This is a genomic window from Candidatus Mycobacterium wuenschmannii (assembly GCF_030252325.1).
GTDB lineage: Bacteria > Actinomycetota > Actinomycetes > Mycobacteriales > Mycobacteriaceae > Mycobacterium > Mycobacterium wuenschmannii.
Map to the genome: position 1 here is coordinate 1,243,004 of NZ_CP126981.1, position 17,492 is coordinate 1,260,495.

Consider the following 17,492-nt stretch of genomic DNA (forward strand, 5'->3'; position numbering starts at 1 on the left):
TTCGCCGTCAGCCCAACTCCCAGTTCATGTTGGCCGCGAACTTGAGGGCATCCTCGGTGGCGGTGCCCATCGCGTGGCTGCGCTCGACGTAGGAGCGCACCATCGGCAGGAAGTTCATCGGGTTGTAGGCGTCTTCCTCGTAACTCCACAGGCTGTCGCCGGCGTACTTCATCACCGAGAGGTTCGCCGCCTGATGCACGCTGCCGTCCCCCGGATCGCGCATCCGGTTCTGGAATTCGCAGAACACCCAGCCGCGGTCGACGTCGATGGAGTGCCACGACGTCGGATAGAACGGCATCTCACTGCCCGGGAAGACGTTCATCGTGGAGACGATCCAGTCGCGGATCTGTTCGCGGCCGTGCAGCGTGCCGTAGGTGTGTTCGACGTAGGTCGCGTCCTCGGTGAACTGGTCAGCAAAACGCGACCAGTCCCAGCTGGAGCCGATCTCGACGACGACTTGCTTGTGGTGTTCGAAGGCCTCGTCGATCTCCTCGCGCGACCACTGTCCGCTCATGCCTCTGCCACCTGCTTGATCCGATTCAGCGTCTTGGTCATGTCCCGAATGTTGCGCCGCTGCCGAAGCCAGCCGCCGAAGAGCCAGTAGTAGAAGCCGACGAACGGCGAGGAGGCCATCCGGAACGACTCGGTGACGTCGGTCCCGTCACCGGCGGGCGCCAACCGGTAGTGCCAGTTGTTGACCGCCCGGTCGCCGACGAGCACCTCGAAACCGAACTCGCGGCCGGGCTCGCATGCGGTGACGCGGCAGACCGTCCAGTACACCGGGCCGATCTCGTTGCGCTTGACGTGCCCGCGGAAGCGCGCGCCGAGCGCCGGCCCGCCGGCGCCGTCCAGCCACTCGGCCTCGAAGACTTCGGGGGAGTAGCGGCCGATGCTGTGGACGTCGGTGATCAAGTCCCAGATCTGGCCCGCCGGTGCCGCCATGTGAACCGTCGCAGAACCCTGCATTGGCTGATCCAAGCATGCCCGCGGCCGACCGGTGCGTGGAAACCGCGATCTTGTGACCGCAGGGCAACTGCCGGCCAAACCTTGTCCCAACGGTGGATCCGCGCTAGCGTTTTAGCGTTTCGAAGTCCTGAAATCACTGTTCAGACGGAGTGATCATCATCGACGATTACCACAGCACAAAGCGGTCCAAGAACGACAGCGGACCGGATGACGGTGAAGCGCCCGTCATCGTCAGCTTGGTCGAGGCGGCGATGCAGATGTTCTCCGCGGCCATCGACGCGCTGCCGGACACCAGCGACCCGGAGTTCTCCGGCCGAGCCAACGTGATCCTGTCGGGGCTGCGCAAATTGCAGACGGCCCTGACCAAGGCCGCCACCCGGGGTCGCGCGACGCCGTCGGTGATCGTGTCGCTCAGCGGTGTCCGGACCCGGTACGACGACCTGATGGCGATGGCGTCCGAGGCGCCCGGCGCGACGCTGGGTCAGCAGCTGTACGTCATCCGGCGGCGCGCGAAGCTCTCCGCGCAGGAAACCGCCAACGGCGCCGGGCTCACGCCCGAACTTCTCGATGCCATCGAGGCGGAGGAGACGCCGACCGACGAGGAAGCGGCCCGGATCAAAGAGCTGCTTGCCGCGCTCGGAGGCTAGCCCGTTACGTGGTGACACGTGACCGGTGACGAGGCTCCGTCGGGTCTGCGCTCAACGGCGGCTCGGGCGATGATTCTCGTCGTCTCGGTGACTTCTCTGATCGCGGGCGGGACCTACGTGGCCATCGATCGGCTGCATTCGTCGGCGAACGACGCCGTCGAGCATCCCGGTCCCGCGGCTACCGACGAGCAGACCCAGTCCGAGGTCGTCGCGCACGCCCGCGACATCGTCGCCACCACCGGGCTGCGCCAACCGATCGCCGGCTACCTGCTGATGTCGTGCCGCAATCGCGACGACCCGCCCTATCAGGGGGCGGTGTACCTGGACTTCCAGCTGCCCACCGAGCTCAGCGCCGAGCAGTACTTTCGCGGCGTCTCCGCGGCGCTGGTAGCGCGCGGCTGGCGGGAGGGCTTGCCACCCAACCAGCACCTGTTCGGTCGCAACCTGTCCAAGGATGGTGTCAACGCGATCCTCTACCCGGACAACGACACTCCGGCCCACGGCGTGGCGCGCATCTACGGCCAATGCCACGATATGAGCGACCATCGCGGCGCCCGGGCGGAGTGGACGGACGTCACCAACCGGCTGCACTAGCCACAAAAAACTGCGCCTGACGGAGTCACCGTCAGGCGCAGTTCTTGTTCGTTCGTCTAGCCGGCGTGAGCGCCCAGGGCACCCTGCAGGTCACCCTTCATCGCGTTCAACTGCTGGCCCCAGTACTCCCAGCTGTGTGTGCCGGAAGGCGGGAAGTTGAAGACGGCGTTGTGGCCGCCGGCCGCAGTGTATGCGTCCTGGAACTTCTTGTTGCCACCGATCATGAAGTTGCTCTCGAGGAACTTGGCCGGCAGGTTATCGCCGCCCAGTTCGTTCGGGGTGCCGTTGCCGCAGTAGACCCAGAGCCGGGTGTTGTTGGCGACCAGTTGGCCGACGTTGACCGTGGGGTCGTTCCGCTGCCAGGCGGGGTCGCTGTCGGGGCCCCACATGTCTTCCTTCTTGTAACCGCCGGCGTCGCCCATCGCCAGACCGATCGCGCCCTGACCGGTGGAGGGACTGAGGTATCCGGACAGCGACCCGGCGTAGATGAACTGGCCGGGGTGGTAGATCGCCAGGTTCATCGCCGACGATCCGGCCATCGAGATGCCCACCGCGGCACTGCCGGTCGCTTTGGTGCTCTTCTGCGCGGAGAGGTAGCTGGGGAGTTCACTGGTCAGGAACGTCTCCCACTTGTACGTCTGGCAACCGGACTTGCCGCAGGCCTGGTTGTACCAGTCGGTGTAGAAGCTGGACTGTCCGCCCACCGGCATGACGATCGCCAGACCGGAGTTGTAGTACCACTCGAAGGCCGGGGTGTTGATGTCCCAACCGTTGTAGTCGTCCTGAGCGCGCAGGCCGTCCAGCAGGTACACGGCCGGGGCGTTGGATCCACCGGGCTGGAACTGGACCTTGATGCTGCGACCCATCGATGCCGACGGCACCTGGAGGTACTCGACGGGAAGGCCGGGTCGGGAGAACGCGTTGGCCGCCGGCGCACCGCCGGCAAGACCGATCAGACCCGGTAACGCGGCGGCAGAAAAAGCGGCGACTGTCAGTCGCCGCGCCCACCTACGTACCTTGTCGCTTGCATATGCCATATCAGGCCCCTTGTCGACGGCGTCACGCACTACGGCAAAAGGTACCGTGCGGTTGTCCATATGTCGATTAAGGCAAGTGGGTGTCGCGAATTCGCAGCAACTACGGCCACCTGCCCGGAGCCTGTGCTAGACGCGGTAATCGGCCATTTCTGGCAACACCGGGCAATCGCGGGCGACGACCAATTCCGCGACGCCCGGGTCGCAATTTCGCGGCACGACCGCGTAGGGTGACCCGAGGTAGACCGACGAGACCACGCGTCCCGGTCCTTCCGCCGCCCGCGAACCAGCGCGTCAATCCACATGGTCGCCGGGAGCGGCGCACGGGCTTAGGCCGCGATTGAGGTGCAAATTTGGACACGGTAGCTGGACTGTCGCTGACATCGACGTCAGTCGGCTGGGTCCTGGTTGAGGGACGCGACGCCGACGGCGCCATCCTCGATCACGACGACTTCGACGTGCACCCCACCGCCGGCCTGCAGGCGGTCTACACCTCCGAACAAGCCAACGCCGCCGTGCTGGACGCGCAGGCCGCCGCCGCAGAGTTGGACCAGCGTCTGCACGTCGTGGGCGTCACTTGGAGCGACGAATGCGCCGCCGAGGCCGCGCTGCTCGTCGAATCGCTGACCGATGCCGGCTTCGACAACATCGTCCCGGTTCGGCTGCACGACGCGTGCGACATGCTGGCCCGCGCGATCGCGCCGGTTGTCGGCTACGACCAGGCCGCGGTGTGCGTCCTGGACGGCGACTCGACGATCGTCGTCATGGTCGACGGCGAAGAAGGCAAACCACAGACGGCGATCAAGCAGCTGTCCGGTGGTCCAGGGAATTTGGTGCACTGGCTGACCACCTTGTTCGACCGCAGTTCCTGGCAGCCCGGCGGCATTGTGATCGTCGGAGCTCAGGACGAGGTCGACTCGCTGTCGGCGCGACTGGCGACGCTGCCGGTCCCGGTCATCGCCCAGGCCGGCGCGGAGCTGGCACTGGCGCGCGGGGCGGCGCTGGTATCGGCGCAGGCCACCGAGTTCACCGATGAGGAGATGCTCGAAACGATCGACAGCTGGCGGCACGACGATGACGCCGCCCGGCAACGGTCGTACGCAGGCGCGGTGACGATGCTGGCGGCCGGCGCGGTGACCTTCGTGGCGTCGCTCTCGCTGGCGCTCGGCCCACACCTGGTGCCGCGCCACGCATCCGAGCCCCCTCGTCCGGTCGCCCACCGCGCCGTGCTCGCCCCGTTGGCCGATGCCCCGGCTCCGCCGCCGGCGGTCAAGGCTCCGCCCGCCCGGCCTGTTCCGCAGCCCGTACCGGAGCGTGAGCCGGAGGTGCAGCAGCCGGTCGCCGCGCAAGCTCCCGTCGAGGTCCCGGCCGCCGCTCCGGTCGCGCCGCCCGCGCCTCCGCCGCCGGTCGCGCCGCCACCAGAGCCGCCCCCCAATCCGCATCCGCTGCTGACCAAGCTGCTGCAACGCCTGCACGGACAGGACCCGGACCAGCAGCCACCACCGCCCCCGCCGGGAGCGCCGTCGCCCTAGCCGGCGTCAGTCCTGGAATTCGCGGGCGATCTCGGCCGCGGTGCTCAGCACTGCGAGATGCTCGTCGACCGACTCCAACCCGAATTTCATGGTGTTGACCGCGACGTGTGTGGCCCCCGCGTCCGCCCAGATCCGGAAACCGTCGGCCAGTTCGTCGGCGCTGCCACTCCAGGACACTTGGCCTTGCATGCCCAGCGTCGCCGGATCCCGTCCGGCGGCTCGCGCCGCCTGCTCGACCTCCTGACGCGCCTGCTCGAGCTTTGGTCCGGGACCCACCATCGGGAACCAACCGTCGCCGAGCCGTCCGGCCCGACGGAACGCCGGGGCCGAGGCCGCGCCGAACCACACCGGGATCGGACGCTGGATCGGCAACGGCGCGATGCCGGCCCCGGTCACCCGGTGGTATTGGCCCTCGAAGGTCACGCTCGGCTCGGTCCACAGCCTGCGCATGACCTCGACCTGCTCACCGCTGCGCTTGCCCCGGGTCGAAAAGTCTTCTCCCAGAGCCTCATACTCGACCGCGTTCCACCCCAAGCCGACCCCGAGGCGGAGTCGCCCGCCGCTGAGCAGGTCGACCTCCGCGGCCTGCTTGGCGACCAGCACGGCTTGGCGCTGCGGCAAAATGACGACGCCCGTGACCAATTCGAGGGTCGTGGTGACGGCAGCGAGATAGCCGAACATCACCATTGGCTCGTGAAAGGTGTTGTGCAGGTCGTAGGGTCCGTTCCAGCCGGCGTGCACGGTGGTGTCCGCACCAACCACGTGGTCGTAGGCGATCAGGTGCGTGAACCCGAGTCCCTCGACATGTTCGGCGTAGGCCCGCACCGCACCGACGTCACCGCCGATCTCGGTCTGCGGGAACACCACACCGATCCGCATCGGAATCCTCCGTCAGGGTTGTTTGGCGCGTTTCGCGGCGAACGCCACGACCACATCGTCGGCGACTCTCAACGAGCCCAGCAGTTGCGAGTACGGCTTTATTCCGAACTCCGACTGCCGGACCGTGGTTTCGCTGGACAGCCACCAGTTGGCACCCTGGTCGTCGATGCGCAGATCGACCACCTGTTCATGAGAGGTGTCGTGGATCGTCAACGTCCCGGTCAACCGGTAGCCGACGTCAGTCTTATCAATTACGTTGGCCTCGAACGTGATTCGAGGATGCCGCTTGGCGTCGAGCGAGCGCAGCGCGTTGCTGCGCGCCAGGATCCTCTCCGGCCCGGACAGGGGAGTGACGCCGCCTTCGCCGCGGATGACTTCCAGCGAACCGACCTCAACCGTGAGCTCGGCACCTACCGGTTCGTCGTCCGCCCATCGCGTCGTCGCGCGCCAGTGCCGCATCGCCAGCGTCAGCCGGTGCCCGACCGCGGCGGCCGGGCCGGCGACCCCGGTACGAATGAGCAGGTCGCCGTCGGAGCCGTCGAGGCTCCATTCGGTGGTCGCGGCTTTGGTCAAACCGTCAACACCGTGCGGTAGTGCGCACGGCCCTCTTCCAGCGCGGCGTAGCCCTCCGCGGCCTGCGCCAGCGGTAGCTCTTCGATCCACGCGCGCACCCCGGCCTGCACCGCGAACTGCATCGTGTCCTCGACCTCGCTTGCGGTCCCCGAGGGATGCCCAATGATGCTGAGCCCCGGCGTAATCAGTTGCATCGGGCTGATCGGCAGCGGTTCCGGCGTGACGCCGATGGTGACGAGTTCACCGAGCGGCAGCAGGCCCCCGACGGTCGCGCCCATCGCCTGGGAGGCGCCAGCGGTACCGAGCACGACGTTCACCCCGCCGAGGTCGTTCAGCGACTCGGCCACGTCGCCGTCGGTCGCGTCGATGTAGTGGTGGGCGCCCAGGGTCAGGGCATCCTCCTTCTTCGCGGTGCCGCGGTTGATCGCGACGGTCTCGAAACCCATTGCCCGGGAGAATTGAATCCCGAGATGACCGAGGCCACCGACACCGAGAATCGCGACCCGGTCACCGGGCAGCGCCTTGGTGTGCCGCAACGCGTTGTACGTCGTGACACCTGCGCAGCCCATCGGAGCGGCCTCGGCGAAGGTGAGTTCGGTGGGGATGCGGGCCAGCGCCGTTGCCGGAACGGTCGCCGATTCGGCGTACCCGCCGGGGTAGTGCCAGCTCGGCACCTTGCCGTTCAGGCAGTAGATGAATTGCCCCTTGCGACATTGGGCGCAGTGATTGCAGTTGCCGCCGAACCAGCCGACGGCGACTCGATCGCCGACCTCGAATTCCTCGACGCCAGGCCCGATTTCGGCGATCGTCCCAGCGATCTCGTGGCCCAGGGTCACCGGCCACTGCAGGCCCGGGAAGGCGCCGGCAACGAAGTGGGCATCGGTGCCGCAGATGCCGCAGGCCTTGACGTCGAGGCGAACTTCGCCACGACCCGGCGACGCTGTTTCAACTTCGGCGAGTTCGAGCGGCCCGCCCGCGGACTTGACGTGAACTGCTGTGTGTGACGGCATGGCCTCAGCCTAGTGCGCTAGTGCGCCACAGGCTGTTTGGCCGAGGCGTCGCTGTGGTAGTCGACCTGCCAGTGTTTGATGCCGTTCAGCCAGCCGGATCTCAGCCGCTCGGGTGTGCCGACCGATTCCAGGTTGGGCATGACGTCGGCGATCGCGTTGAACATCAGGTCGATCGTCATCCGCGCCAGGTTGGCCCCGATGCAGTAGTGGGCGCCGGTGCCGCCGAAGCCGACATGCGGGTTGGGATCCCGCAGGATGTTGAAGGAGAACGGGTCCTCGAAGACTTCCTCGTCGAAATTGGCTGAGCGGTAGACCATTACGACCCGCTGGCCCTTTTTGATCTGCACGCCGGACAGCTCGTAGTCCTGCAGCGCGGTCCGCTGGAAAGACGTCACCGGGGTGGCCCATCGCACGATCTCGTCGGCGGCGGTGGCGGGACGCTCCTTCTTGTAGAACTCCCATTGGTCCGGGAATTCGGTGAAGGCCATCATCCCCTGGGTGATGGAGTTGCGGGTGGTCTCGTTGCCGGCGACCGACAGCAGGATGACGAAGAAGCCGAACTCGTCGTCGGAGAGCTTGTGTCCGTCGACGTCGGCCTCGACCAGTTTGGTGACGATGTCCTCGCCGGGGTTCTGGGCTCGATCGGCGGCCATCTGCATGGCGTACATGATCAGGTCGACCGAAGCCGTGATCGCGTCGTTGTTCTCGAATTCCGGGTCCTGGTCGCCGACCATCTGGTTGGACCAGTGGAAGAGTTTCATCCGATCCTCTTGCGGCACACCGAGCAATCCCGCAATGGCCTGCAGCGGAAGCTCACACGACACCTGCTCGACGAAGTCGCCGGAGCCCTGTTCCGCCGCGGTTTCCACGATGCGACGGGCCCGCTCGCGCAGGTCGTCGCGGAGTTGCTCGACGGCGCGGGGGGTGAAGCCACGGGAGATGATCTTGCGTAGATGGGTGTGTTGCGGCGCGTCCATGTTGAGCAGCACGAACTTGCCCCGCTCGATCTGTTCACCGACCGTGCCGTCCTTGTAGCGGGGCAGCGCAGTTTTCTCCAGGCTGGAGAACACGTCGCTGCGTCGCGAAATCTCTTTCACATCCTTGTGTTTGGACACCACCCAGAATCCACCGTCGTCGAATCCGCCCGCGCCCATGGGCTGTTCGTTCCACCAGATCGGTGCCGTCCGCCGTAACTCGGCGAGCTCCTCGATGGGCAGGCGTTCGGCGTGGACGTCGGGATCGGTGAAATCGAATCCGGAAGGAAGATTCGGAGTCGGCATCAGTGGCACTCCTATGAAACGGCTTGGATATGACGCGTTCTGGCTCAGTAAAGCATCGGGACAGCCGAGATGGAACGGCTCTGCGCGGATTGCCGAACGACGGATTGGAACGTGTTCTCACGCCGGGCCGCGATGAGTTTTGTCCCGGCGGGCAGTCTGGATCCAAAGCCGGAACAGCGACGACGAAAGGCATCGGCCATGCGCATTGTGCTCAGCGACTTCATCAGCCTCGACGGGGTGGTGCAGGCACCCGGCGGCGAAGGAGAGGACTCCGACGGCGGGTTCCGGCACGGCGGCTGGTCGATGCCCTACTTCGATCCCGAGGCGATGGGGCCCGCGGTCGGCGAGCTGATGGACGCGACGGAGGCGCTGCTGTTCGGCAGGCGTACGTGGCAGGCGATGTCCGCGGCCTGGCCGGAGCGGGCCGGCGACCCGTTCGCCGACCGGATGAACGAGATCCCGAAGTACCTGGCCTCGCGGACGTTGGGGGAGCAAGAGCTCAACTGGCCGAACACCACCCTGTTGCCGGCCGACGATGTGATCGGCGCGGTGCGCGAATTACGCGCTCGCGACGGCGGCGTCGTGCAGGTGATGGGCAGCGCGTCACTGGCCGCGCAGCTGGTCGGCCACGACCTGGTCGACGAGTACCGGCTGATGATCGAGCCGATCCTGCTGGGCGGCGGCAAACGGGTGTTCCCCGACGACGGTGCGGCCCGCGCGCTAAAGCTCGTGTCGGCGACCACGACCGCCACCGGGGTCCTGATCTGCACGTACCGGCCCGAGGGTCGGTGAAAGCCCGGTGTGGCGGGCGCGGTACTGGCTATGCTCTTGGACCATGATCCGTCAAATGCTCGTCGCCGCCTCGATCACCGGCGCCGCTGTCGGCCTGACTCCCGTCGCCCTCGCCGACAACGGGCACTACGACGGCGACGTGCCGGGCATGAACTACGACGCTTCGCTGGGTGCGCCGTGCGACAACTACGACCGGTTCATCTTCGGGCGCGGCCCCGGCGGTCAGGCCGAGGCGTGTCACTTCATCATCAACCAGTTCCCGGCGGCCCAGTCGGGCTATTGGGTCATCACGTATCCGCTGCGCGGTGTGCAGCAGGTCGGGGCCAAGTGCGACGACCCGCGCGGGCTTTCGGCGCAGTCGCCGGACGGGCAGCCGATGATGTGCACCGAACACGGTTGGCAGATCGGCCAATTGACCGGCGGCGGGTTCCCGAACGGGATCGGCCCAGGCTTCCCGTCCTTCACCGGGCTGAACCCCTAACCACCGAGCAGGAGACAGCCATGGCATTCAAGCCCAAAGACGCCATCGACGCGGCGCGCGACATCGTGACCAACGCCGTCGAGCGGTCGGCGGACATCGTCGAGAACGCGGGTCACATCATCAAGGGCGATGTCGCCGGCGGTGTCGGCGACATCGTGCACAACTCGATCGACATCGCGACCTACGCCGCCGAGCGGACCAAAGAGGTCTTCACCGACGCCGCCGAGGACTAGCTAGACCGACGCGGCGTCGTTCAGTTCGTCGAGCTTGCCGGTCGCCTCGAGGTACTCCTGCACCCAACGCTCGATGACGGTCGCCGTCTTCTCGACCTTGGAGAACTGGCCGACGACCTGACCCACCGGGTTGAAGGCGACGTCGACGGACTCGTTGGGGTAGCGGTTGGTCGCCCGCACCGCCATCCCGGACACCATGTACTGCAACGGCATTCCGAGCGGCTTCGGGTTGTCCGGCGCCTCCCACGCCTCGGTCCAGTCGTTGCGCAGCATCCGGGCCGGCTTGCCGGTGAACGACCGGCTGCGGACGGTGTCGCGGCTGCCGGCCTTGACGTAGGCCTGCTGCTGCACCGGGGTGTTCGAGGACTCCTCGACCATCAGCCACTGCGAGCCGGTCCACGCGCCCTGGCAGCCGAGCGCCAGCGCCGCGGCGATCTGCTGGCCGCTGCCGATACCGCCCGCCCCGAGCACGGGAACCGGCGCGACCTCCTTGACGACCTGCGGCCACAACACAATTGAGCCCACCTCGCCGCAGTGGCCGCCGGCCTCGCCGCCCTGGGCGATGATGATGTCGACGCCGGCGTCGGCGTGCTTCTTCGCCTGCGACGGTGACCCGCACAGCGCGGCGACCTTGAGGCCGGCGTCATGGATGTGCTTGATCATCTCGGCCGGCGGTGTGCCGAGCGCGTTCGCGATCATCTTCACCTTGGGATGCTGCAGCGCGACCTCGACCTGCGGTGTGGCCGTCGCCTCCGTCCAGCCGAGCAACTGCAGGCTGTCACCATCGCTGTCCTCGACCGGTACGCCGTGGTCGGCGAGGATCTTCTTGCCGAAGTCGAGGTGGTCCTGCGGCACCATCTTGCGCAGCGACTCGGCCAGGTCCTCGGCCGACAGGTGCGAGTCCATGCCCTCGTACTTGTTCGGGATGACAATGTCGACGCCGTAGGGGTGATCGCCGATGTTCTCGTCGATCCACTTGAGTTCGATCTCGAGTTGCTCGGGCGTGAAGCCGACCGCTCCCAGCACGCCGAAGCCGCCGGCTTTGCTCACCGCGACCACGACGTCGCGGCAGTGTGTGAACGCGAAGATCGGAAACTCGATGCCGAGTTCGTCGCAGATGGGAGTGTGCATGGGGAGATCCTCACGTGGTTGCTTACAACGGCGTAGGCGAACTGGAACGTGTTCTAGTTTAGTACGGAATGCCGCGCCGAGACCAGCCGGGTGAAAGTAAGCACTTACTGCGGTCGCGGCCACAAAGGTGGAACAGGTTCTACCCGCCGAATAGCCTGCTGTAGCGTGACGCGGCATGGGACGCGTGGATGGAAAAGTTGCACTGATCAGCGGCGGCGCACGGGGGATGGGCGCGGCGCATGCCCGGGCACTGGTTGCCGAGGGCGCCCAGGTGGTGATCGCCGACATCCTCGACGACGACGGCAAGAAGCTCGCCGACGAGATCGGCGAGGCCGCGCGCTACGTCCACCTCGACGTCACTCAGCCGAGCGAGTGGGAGGCCGCGGTGTCCACCGCGGTCAACGACTTCGGCAAGCTCAACGTGCTGGTCAACAACGCCGGCATCGTCGCGCTGGGCCAACTCGGCCAGTTCAACGTGGAGAAGTGGAACAAGGTCATCGACGTCAACCTCAACGGCACCTTTCACGGCATCCAGGCCGTGGTCGAGCCGATGAAAGCCGCGGGCGGTGGCTCGATCATCAACGTGTCGTCGATCGAGGGTCTGCGCGGTGCGGTGATGGTGCACCCGTACGTCGCCTCCAAGTGGGCGGTGCGTGGGCTGACCAAGTCCGCCGCGCTGGAGTTGGCGTCGCAGAAGATCCGGGTCAACTCCATCCACCCGGGGTTCATCCGCACCCCGATGACCAAGCACTTCCCGGATGACATGGTGACCGTGCCACTCGGGCGCCCCGGCGTCTCCGAGGAGGTCGCCAGCTTCGTGCTGTTCCTGGCCAGCGACGAGTCGTCCTACTCGACCGGCGCCGAGTTCGTCATGGACGGCGGCCTGGTCAACGACGTCCCGCACAAGTTCTGAGCCTTAGCGGCACCGCGCGATCACGGTCTCGGCGAACCGCTCGATGGCGGCGCGACAGCCGTCGCGGTCGCTCGGCTCGACACCTTCGCCCATCCACGGCGCGCACATCACGGCGGTGATGCCGAGGTCTTCGGCGCGCCGGAAGAGGTCGACCGAAGGTATCTCCAGCAGCGCCAGCATGATCTCGAAAGGCTCTGCGTCGCGGCCGTATTCGCGGCGAAGTGCGGTGATCTTCTCGACGTATCGAACGGCGTCGTCCCAGGTGTAGGCGGTCCCGACCCAGCCATCGCACAGCCGGGCGGCCCGACGCAGCGCCACCTCGGACTCGCCGCCGCACAGGATCGGGACCTTGGTCGGTGGATGCGGCTCGAGCATCAACTCGGGTACCTCGTAGTAGCGACCACTCCATGACACCCAGCCGCCCTGCCACAGCGCCCGCAGCGCCGGGATCATCTCGTCGAGACGCTTACCGCGGGTGCTGAAATCCTGCCCCAGCAAGTCGAATTCCTCGCGCATCCAGCCCGCGCCGACGGCCAACGACACCCGGCCCTCGGAGATCACCGCGGCGGTGGCCACCTGCTTGGCCACCTCGACGAGCGGCCGGGAGGGTGCGACGTAGATGGCGTTGGAGAACCGCAGCCGCTGGGTGGTCGACGCCATCGCGCCGATCATGATCCACGAGTCCGGCCACGCCGTCTCCGGCTGCCACGGCGGCACCCCGGCCGGTGACGGGTAGGGCGACGTTAGGTTGCGCGGGTAGATCAGATGATCCGCGCAGATCACCCCGTCGTAGCCGCACTCGTCGAGCATCCGCGCGATCGCCAGCGCGTCGCTGGTCCCCATGAACGGTGTGCCAGACCAGAACTGCATCACGCGCCTTTCCCGTCAACGCTTGTCCGCGAAAGTGCAACTGCCGACACATTTCCCGGGTGGACCCGTCGCTGGTTGCACTCTCGAGGAGCTACCCGCCGACCTACGACTTTAAGTTCCTTTTCGAATTCGCGGGCGCAACCACAGCGAAGCGGCTAGTAAGAGGATGGTGGATTTCGAACTGGACGAGGGGCAGACGGCCTGGCTGGCCGAGGTGCGCGCGTTCCTCGCCGACAACGTCACACCCGCACTGCGGGCCGAACTCGCCGAGCACGGCCAAGAATTCCCGGGCGGGGAGGTCGCGGCGTTCCGTCGCGCGATCGGCGAGCGCGGCTGGTTCGGGCTGAACTGGCCGTCCGAGTACGGCGGTCTCGGTCTCGGCGCGGTGTACCAGCACCTGCTGATGCGCGAGTTCGAGTACTGGGGTGTCCCGGGCCCGGACCTCACGGTGACGTCGGTGGCGCCAATGATCATGCGCCACGGCACCGAGCAGAACAAGCGCGAATTCCTGCCGCCGATCGCACGCGGCGAATTGATCTGCGCGGTGGGATATTCCGAACCCGAGGCGGGCACCGACCTGGCCAGCTTGCGCACCCGCGCGGTCCGCGACGGCGACGAGTGGGTGATCACCGGGTCGAAGATCTGGAACAGCGTGGCCAATCGTGCGACCCACGAATGGCTTTGTGTACGAACCGATCCCGACGCGGTGCGACACCGGGGGATCTCGGTGATCATGGTGCCGACCGATGTGCCGGGTATCGAGATCCGGCCGTTGTACGCCTGGTCGGGTTATCGCACCAACGAGGCCTTCTTCGACGAGGTGCGCGTCCCCGTCGGCAACCTGATCGGCGAGCTGAATCGCGGCTGGACCTACATCACCGGTGCGCTGGATCTCGAGCGCGGGGCGCTGACCAACGCGGGGGACCTGCGCCGCGCCCTCGACGATCTGATCGAATCGGCCGGCCCGGCGCGGCTGGCCAGTTTCCGGCGCCGGCTCGCCCAGGCCGAGGCGGACGTCGAGGCGGCCATGCTGATGGGCTACCAGGCCGCCTCGATGCTGGACAGCGGGGTGATACCGACCGTCGAGGTCAGCGTCGAGAAGGTGTTCAGCAGCGAATTGCGCCAGCGCATAGCCGATTTGGCCATCGACATGCTCGGCCCCGACGGCTTGATGGCGTACCGCAGTCCGGGCGCGCCGGTCGGCGGCAAGTTCGAGCGGCTCTACCGGATCTCGCCGCTGATGCGCTTCGGCGGCGGCACCAACGAAGTGTTGCGCGACGTGATCGCCCAGCGTGGCCAGGGCATGCCGTCGTACGGGCGGTGACGACATGAAGCTCCTGCCCAGTTCCGACGAGCGCGACCTGGCGTCGATGTTGTCGAAGCTGTTCGACGCGGAATGCCCGGTCAGCCTGGTCCGCGAGATGCACGACGGCCGGACCAAGCCCGATAGGTTGTGGAAGGCGCTGGCCGACGCCGGGGTGTTCGGGCTGCTGGTCCCGCCCGAGCACGACGGTGCGGGAGGCGCGCTGACCGACCTCGGGGTGTTCTACGTCGAGGCAGGTCGCGCCCTGTGCCCGACGATCGTGCACGGCACCCTCCACGCGGCGTTCGCCATCCAGGTACTCGGCGGACCGGACCAGCAGGCCGCGTGGCTGCCGTCGTTGGCCGACGGAAAGCTCAGCGCCACAACCTGTTTGTCGAGTGTCCGCAACGCCGCGGACGTCACGCCGACGCTGCGGGCCCGGTCGGACGGCGAGGTGTGGCGACTCGACGGAGCGGTCGACTTCGTGTCGGACGCCGACCTCGCGGACTACGTGGTGGTGACGGCCTCGGCCCCCGACCTGACACTCGGTTTCGTCGTCCCGCTCGAAGCGGTCGGTCTCAAGCCGCAGCCATTGATGGGTGGCCACCGGGCTTTCCGGCTCGTCTTCCAAGACGTCGAGATAGCCGATCGCACCGCGGTGTTGGGCGAATCCGGCCTGGCCGTCGAGGACCTACGCCGGGTGGCCAACGCCGCGGTGGCGCTGCAGTCGCTGGACCTGGTCGGCGTCGGCGAGGCAGCGCTGCAGCGCACGGTCGAATACACCAAGGCGCGCAAGCAATTCGGCCGTCCCATCGCGTCGTTTCAGGCCGCGCAGCATCTGGTGGCGAACATGCACATCGCATTGGCCGCGGCCCGACTGGCCGCCCACTCGGCGGTGTTCTCGATCGGGCAGGGCCACACCGCCAACCGGCAGACCGCGATCGCGCGGATGCATGCCGGCGCCGCGGCCAAGCTGATCACCCTTGACGCGCACCAATTGCACGGCGGCATGGGCTATGTCGTCGACACCGACCTGCACCTGTTCTCCGAACGGGCCCGGGTGTTGTCGACACTCGGCGGCGGTGCGGACATCGCCGCGACGTGGATGGAGGAGTCGTGAGCCTGATCGACGAGGAGTCGGCCGCGCGGGTGGGAACCGTTGCCGCCACGGCGTCGGGTGAAGTCAACCGGCGCGACTGGCAGCGGTGGGCCGTCGCGGTCGGCGACCGCAATCCGCTCTGGTTCGACCCGGATTACGCTCGCGCGCAAGGCCATCGCGACGTCGTCTGTCCGCCGCTGTACCTGCAGTACGCCATCCTGGGCGTAACGCCGCTGGATGAGTTGCGGCCCGACGGGTCGTCCGGCGCGGTCTCCGGCAGCCTCGCGTTTCCGCGTGCACCCAAGCGGATGGCCGGCGGCGAGAGCACGACATTTCACGGTCCCGCGTATCACCGCGACGAGATAGAGATGGTCCGGACCATCGAGTCGATCGTGGAAAAGCACGGCCGCTCCGGCGATTTCGTCCTGGTGACCTGGCACACGACCTATCGCAACCAGCATCGCGAACTGCTCGCCGAGGCAACGACGTCGATGATCGCCCGGCCCTAGGAAACGACGTGACCCAGATCTTCTACGAGGACGTCCAGCTGGGCGACGTGCTGCCCACGCTGACCGCGACGCCCGACGAGCGGCAGATGTTCTTCTTCAGCGCCGCAACGTACAACGGCCATCGCATCCACTACGACAAGGACTGGGCCCGAACCACCGAGGGCTACGACGACGTCCTCGTGCAGGGACCACTGCAGGCCGCGCTGCTGGCCCGCGCCATCACCGACTGGATCGGCGGCCGCGGTCGCCTGGTCGAGTATTCCGTGCAGAACCGGGCTGTTGCCCTGGCCGGTCAGCAGCTGACCTTCGGCGGCACAGTCACCGGAAAACGGTTGTCCGACAACGTCGGTCTGGTCGACCTCGACATCGCCGGACGCCGCAACGACACCGTACTGATGCCGGGCACCGCCACCGTCGCGCTGCCCATGCGCGGGGATCGACCATGACGGGCCTGCGGGGCGAAGCGGCGATCGTCGGCATCGCCGAGCTGCCCGCCGAGCGAAAGCAGACGCAACCGCCGTCGTTCACCCTCGACCAGTACGCGGCGCTGGCCAAGATGGTCGTCGACGACGCCGGGGTGGACGCCGGCCTGGTCAATGGCCTGATCTGCCACGGCCTCGCGGAATCCGACATGTTCGCGCCGGCCACGCTGGCCGAATACCTCGGCCTGCCGGTCAATTTCGGCGAGCGCGTCGACCTCGGCGGGGCCACCTCCGCGGGCATGGTGTGGCGGGCCGCGGTCGCCGTCGAACTCGGACTCTGCGACGCGGTGCTGGCCGTCGTCCCCGGATCCGCGATCCTGCCGGCCTCCACCCGGCGTCCACCCGTGGCGCCGAGCTGGCTCGGCGCGTCGAGCGGCAAATACGGGTCCCCGCAGGCCGAGTTCGAGATCCCGTACGGCAACGTGGGCCAGAACGGACCGTACGCGCAGATCGCCCAGCGCTATGCCGCGTTATTCGGTTACGACCCAACCGCTCTGGCGAAGATCGCGGTCGACCAGCGGACCAACGCCTGCGCGCACCCCGGCGCGGTGTTCCACGGCAAGCCCCTCACCACCGACGACGTGTTGGCCAGCCCGATGATCGCCGATCCCATTCACATGCTGGAGACCGTGATGCGCGTCCAGGGCGGCGTCGGTGTACTCATTGCCAACGCGGACATCGCGCGCCGCGGCCGTCATCGACCAGTGTGGATCAAGGGATTCGGCGAACACATCGCGTTCAAGACCGCGACCTACGCGCGGGACCTGATGACGACGCCGGTCGCACGCTCCGCCGAGCGGGCGTTCGCGATGGCGCGCCTCGCCCCGTCGGACATGGACATGGCCTCGCTGTACGACTGCTACACGATCACCGTGCTGATGACGCTGGAGGACGCCGGATTCTGTGGCAAAGGCGAAGGCATGCAATGGGTTCACCAACGTGATCTCACATTCGCCGGCGACTTTCCGCTCAACACCGCCGGGGGACAGCTGTCCTATGGGCAGGCCGGCATGGCGGGCGGCATGCACCACGTGGTCGACGCGGCCCGCCAGGTGATGGGCCGGGCGAACGCCGCGCAGGTGGCCGACTGTGACCATGCGTTCGTCAGCGGCACCGGCGGCATCATGAGCGAACAGGTTGCTTTGGTGTTTGGGGGTGACTGAG

General features: G+C 67.1%; 21 protein-coding genes. 12 read left to right on the forward strand and 9 right to left on the reverse strand.

The window, feature by feature from the left end:
- Positions 1-7: 7 nt before the first annotated feature.
- Complete coding sequence (locus PT015_RS06005; RefSeq protein ID WP_285189570.1) at positions 8-514, reverse strand: nuclear transport factor 2 family protein; 507 nt, start codon at positions 512-514, stop codon at positions 8-10.
- Entirely contained in the window at positions 511-966 is a 456-nt protein-coding gene (locus PT015_RS06010; RefSeq protein ID WP_285189571.1) for an SRPBCC family protein, read from the reverse strand. The genes PT015_RS06005 and PT015_RS06010 overlap by 4 nt, the downstream gene beginning before the upstream one ends.
- Before the next feature lie 251 nt (positions 967-1,217).
- Between PT015_RS06010 and PT015_RS06015 the strand changes: the two genes are divergently transcribed.
- Both PT015_RS06015 and PT015_RS06020 read left to right on the forward strand, forming a co-directional pair.
- Entirely contained in the window at positions 1,218-1,613 is a 396-nt protein-coding gene (locus tag PT015_RS06015) for a hypothetical protein (RefSeq protein ID WP_313825880.1), read from the forward strand.
- Between the two features lie 18 nt (positions 1,614-1,631).
- Positions 1,632-2,207 (forward strand): hypothetical protein, encoded by a 576-nt coding sequence (locus PT015_RS06020; protein ID WP_285189574.1) that lies wholly within the window; start codon positions 1,632-1,634, stop codon positions 2,205-2,207.
- 56 nt (positions 2,208-2,263) lie between these two features.
- On the opposite strand, the gene PT015_RS06025 is transcribed toward PT015_RS06020, so the two are convergent.
- On the reverse strand, positions 2,264-3,244 hold the full coding sequence (locus tag PT015_RS06025) for an esterase family protein (RefSeq protein WP_285189575.1): 981 nt from the start codon (positions 3,242-3,244) through the stop codon (positions 2,264-2,266).
- Between the two features lie 350 nt (positions 3,245-3,594).
- Here PT015_RS06025 and PT015_RS06030 point away from each other — a divergent pair, with 350 nt between their 5' ends.
- Entirely contained in the window at positions 3,595-4,773 is a 1,179-nt protein-coding gene (locus tag PT015_RS06030) for a DUF7159 family protein (RefSeq protein WP_285189577.1), read from the forward strand.
- A 6-nt stretch (positions 4,774-4,779) separates the two neighbouring features.
- Here the strand turns inward: PT015_RS06030 and PT015_RS06035 are convergent, their stop codons facing one another.
- Genes PT015_RS06035 through PT015_RS06050 form a run of 4 tightly spaced genes read right to left on the reverse strand, consistent with a single transcriptional unit; the run spans position 4,780 to position 8,515 of the window.
- Complete coding sequence (locus PT015_RS06035; RefSeq protein WP_285189578.1) at positions 4,780-5,652, reverse strand: LLM class F420-dependent oxidoreductase; 873 nt, start codon at positions 5,650-5,652, stop codon at positions 4,780-4,782.
- Positions 5,653-5,664: 12 nt separating this feature from the next.
- The gene (locus PT015_RS06040) at positions 5,665-6,225 is read right to left on the reverse strand and encodes a YceI family protein (RefSeq protein ID WP_285189579.1); all 561 of its coding nucleotides are present in this window, start codon (positions 6,223-6,225) and stop codon (positions 5,665-5,667) included.
- Complete coding sequence (locus PT015_RS06045) at positions 6,222-7,235, reverse strand: alcohol dehydrogenase catalytic domain-containing protein (protein ID WP_285189581.1); 1,014 nt, start codon at positions 7,233-7,235, stop codon at positions 6,222-6,224. The genes PT015_RS06040 and PT015_RS06045 overlap by 4 nt, the downstream gene beginning before the upstream one ends.
- Before the next feature lie 17 nt (positions 7,236-7,252).
- On the reverse strand, positions 7,253-8,515 hold the full coding sequence (locus PT015_RS06050) for a cytochrome P450 (RefSeq protein WP_285189584.1): 1,263 nt from the start codon (positions 8,513-8,515) through the stop codon (positions 7,253-7,255).
- A gap of 198 nt (positions 8,516-8,713) precedes the next feature.
- On the opposite strand from PT015_RS06050, the gene PT015_RS06055 reads away from it, so the two are divergent.
- The 3 genes from PT015_RS06055 to PT015_RS06065 are packed head-to-tail and all read left to right on the forward strand — an operon-like array spanning position 8,714 to position 10,021.
- Positions 8,714-9,307: a dihydrofolate reductase family protein gene (locus PT015_RS06055; protein WP_285189586.1), complete on the forward strand. Its 594-nt coding sequence runs from the start codon at positions 8,714-8,716 to the stop codon at positions 9,305-9,307.
- Between the two features lie 43 nt (positions 9,308-9,350).
- Complete coding sequence (locus PT015_RS06060; RefSeq protein ID WP_285189587.1) at positions 9,351-9,788, forward strand: hypothetical protein; 438 nt, start codon at positions 9,351-9,353, stop codon at positions 9,786-9,788.
- A 20-nt stretch (positions 9,789-9,808) separates the two neighbouring features.
- The gene (locus tag PT015_RS06065) at positions 9,809-10,021 is read left to right on the forward strand and encodes an Rv1893 family protein (protein WP_285189588.1); all 213 of its coding nucleotides are present in this window, start codon (positions 9,809-9,811) and stop codon (positions 10,019-10,021) included.
- Here the strand turns inward: PT015_RS06065 and PT015_RS06070 are convergent, their stop codons facing one another.
- A complete protein-coding gene (locus PT015_RS06070; RefSeq protein WP_285189589.1) occupies positions 10,022-11,152 on the reverse strand; it encodes a nitronate monooxygenase in 1,131 nt (376 codons plus the stop codon).
- 175 nt (positions 11,153-11,327) lie between these two features.
- On the opposite strand from PT015_RS06070, the gene PT015_RS06075 reads away from it, so the two are divergent.
- Positions 11,328-12,065, forward strand: coding sequence for a glucose 1-dehydrogenase (locus PT015_RS06075; protein ID WP_285189591.1), 738 nt, complete (start codon positions 11,328-11,330; stop codon positions 12,063-12,065).
- Positions 12,066-12,068: 3 nt separating this feature from the next.
- Here the strand turns inward: PT015_RS06075 and PT015_RS06080 are convergent, their stop codons facing one another.
- Positions 12,069-12,935 carry a TIGR03619 family F420-dependent LLM class oxidoreductase gene (locus tag PT015_RS06080; RefSeq protein WP_285189592.1) on the reverse strand — a complete coding sequence of 289 codons (867 nt, stop codon included), beginning with the start codon at positions 12,933-12,935 and terminating at the stop codon, positions 12,069-12,071.
- A gap of 169 nt (positions 12,936-13,104) precedes the next feature.
- Here PT015_RS06080 and PT015_RS06085 point away from each other — a divergent pair, with 169 nt between their 5' ends.
- The 5 genes from PT015_RS06085 to PT015_RS06105 are packed head-to-tail and all read left to right on the forward strand — an operon-like array spanning position 13,105 to position 17,491.
- Complete coding sequence (locus PT015_RS06085) at positions 13,105-14,259, forward strand: acyl-CoA dehydrogenase family protein (RefSeq protein WP_285189593.1); 1,155 nt, start codon at positions 13,105-13,107, stop codon at positions 14,257-14,259.
- 4 nt (positions 14,260-14,263) lie between these two features.
- Complete coding sequence (locus PT015_RS06090) at positions 14,264-15,358, forward strand: acyl-CoA dehydrogenase family protein (RefSeq protein WP_285189594.1); 1,095 nt, start codon at positions 14,264-14,266, stop codon at positions 15,356-15,358.
- A gap of 2 nt (positions 15,359-15,360) precedes the next feature.
- Positions 15,361-15,846 carry a MaoC family dehydratase gene (locus PT015_RS06095; RefSeq protein ID WP_285190953.1) on the forward strand — a complete coding sequence of 162 codons (486 nt, stop codon included), beginning with the start codon at positions 15,361-15,363 and terminating at the stop codon, positions 15,844-15,846.
- A gap of 8 nt (positions 15,847-15,854) precedes the next feature.
- Positions 15,855-16,292 (forward strand): hotdog family protein, encoded by a 438-nt coding sequence (locus PT015_RS06100; RefSeq protein WP_285189595.1) that lies wholly within the window; start codon positions 15,855-15,857, stop codon positions 16,290-16,292.
- The gene (locus tag PT015_RS06105) at positions 16,289-17,491 is read left to right on the forward strand and encodes a thiolase family protein (RefSeq protein WP_285189597.1); all 1,203 of its coding nucleotides are present in this window, start codon (positions 16,289-16,291) and stop codon (positions 17,489-17,491) included. The genes PT015_RS06100 and PT015_RS06105 overlap by 4 nt, the downstream gene beginning before the upstream one ends.
- Position 17,492: the final 1 nt, after the last annotated feature.

Excerpts from the sequence above, each read along its gene's own strand:
- PT015_RS06005 (WP_285189570.1), bottom strand. The coding sequence starts at position 514 with ATGAGCGGACAGTGGTCGCGCGAGGAGATCGACGAGGCCTTCGAACAC.
- PT015_RS06010 (WP_285189571.1), bottom strand. The coding sequence starts at position 966 with ATGCAGGGTTCTGCGACGGTTCACATGGCGGCACCGGCGGGCCAGATC.
- PT015_RS06015 (WP_313825880.1), top strand. The coding sequence starts at position 1,218 with ATGCAGATGTTCTCCGCGGCCATCGACGCGCTGCCGGACACCAGCGAC.
- PT015_RS06025 (WP_285189575.1), bottom strand. The coding sequence starts at position 3,244 with ATGGCATATGCAAGCGACAAGGTACGTAGGTGGGCGCGGCGACTGACA.
- PT015_RS06035 (WP_285189578.1), bottom strand. The coding sequence starts at position 5,652 with ATGCGGATCGGTGTGGTGTTCCCGCAGACCGAGATCGGCGGTGACGTC.
- PT015_RS06045 (WP_285189581.1), bottom strand. The coding sequence starts at position 7,235 with ATGCCGTCACACACAGCAGTTCACGTCAAGTCCGCGGGCGGGCCGCTC.
- PT015_RS06050 (WP_285189584.1), bottom strand. The coding sequence starts at position 8,515 with ATGCCGACTCCGAATCTTCCTTCCGGATTCGATTTCACCGATCCCGAC.
- PT015_RS06055 (WP_285189586.1), top strand. The coding sequence starts at position 8,714 with ATGCGCATTGTGCTCAGCGACTTCATCAGCCTCGACGGGGTGGTGCAG.
- PT015_RS06060 (WP_285189587.1), top strand. The coding sequence starts at position 9,351 with ATGATCCGTCAAATGCTCGTCGCCGCCTCGATCACCGGCGCCGCTGTC.
- PT015_RS06065 (WP_285189588.1), top strand. The coding sequence starts at position 9,809 with ATGGCATTCAAGCCCAAAGACGCCATCGACGCGGCGCGCGACATCGTG.
- PT015_RS06070 (WP_285189589.1), bottom strand. The coding sequence starts at position 11,152 with ATGCACACTCCCATCTGCGACGAACTCGGCATCGAGTTTCCGATCTTC.
- PT015_RS06075 (WP_285189591.1), top strand. The coding sequence starts at position 11,328 with ATGGGACGCGTGGATGGAAAAGTTGCACTGATCAGCGGCGGCGCACGG.
- PT015_RS06080 (WP_285189592.1), bottom strand. The coding sequence starts at position 12,935 with ATGCAGTTCTGGTCTGGCACACCGTTCATGGGGACCAGCGACGCGCTG.
- PT015_RS06090 (WP_285189594.1), top strand. The coding sequence starts at position 14,264 with ATGAAGCTCCTGCCCAGTTCCGACGAGCGCGACCTGGCGTCGATGTTG.
- PT015_RS06105 (WP_285189597.1), top strand. The coding sequence starts at position 16,289 with ATGACGGGCCTGCGGGGCGAAGCGGCGATCGTCGGCATCGCCGAGCTG.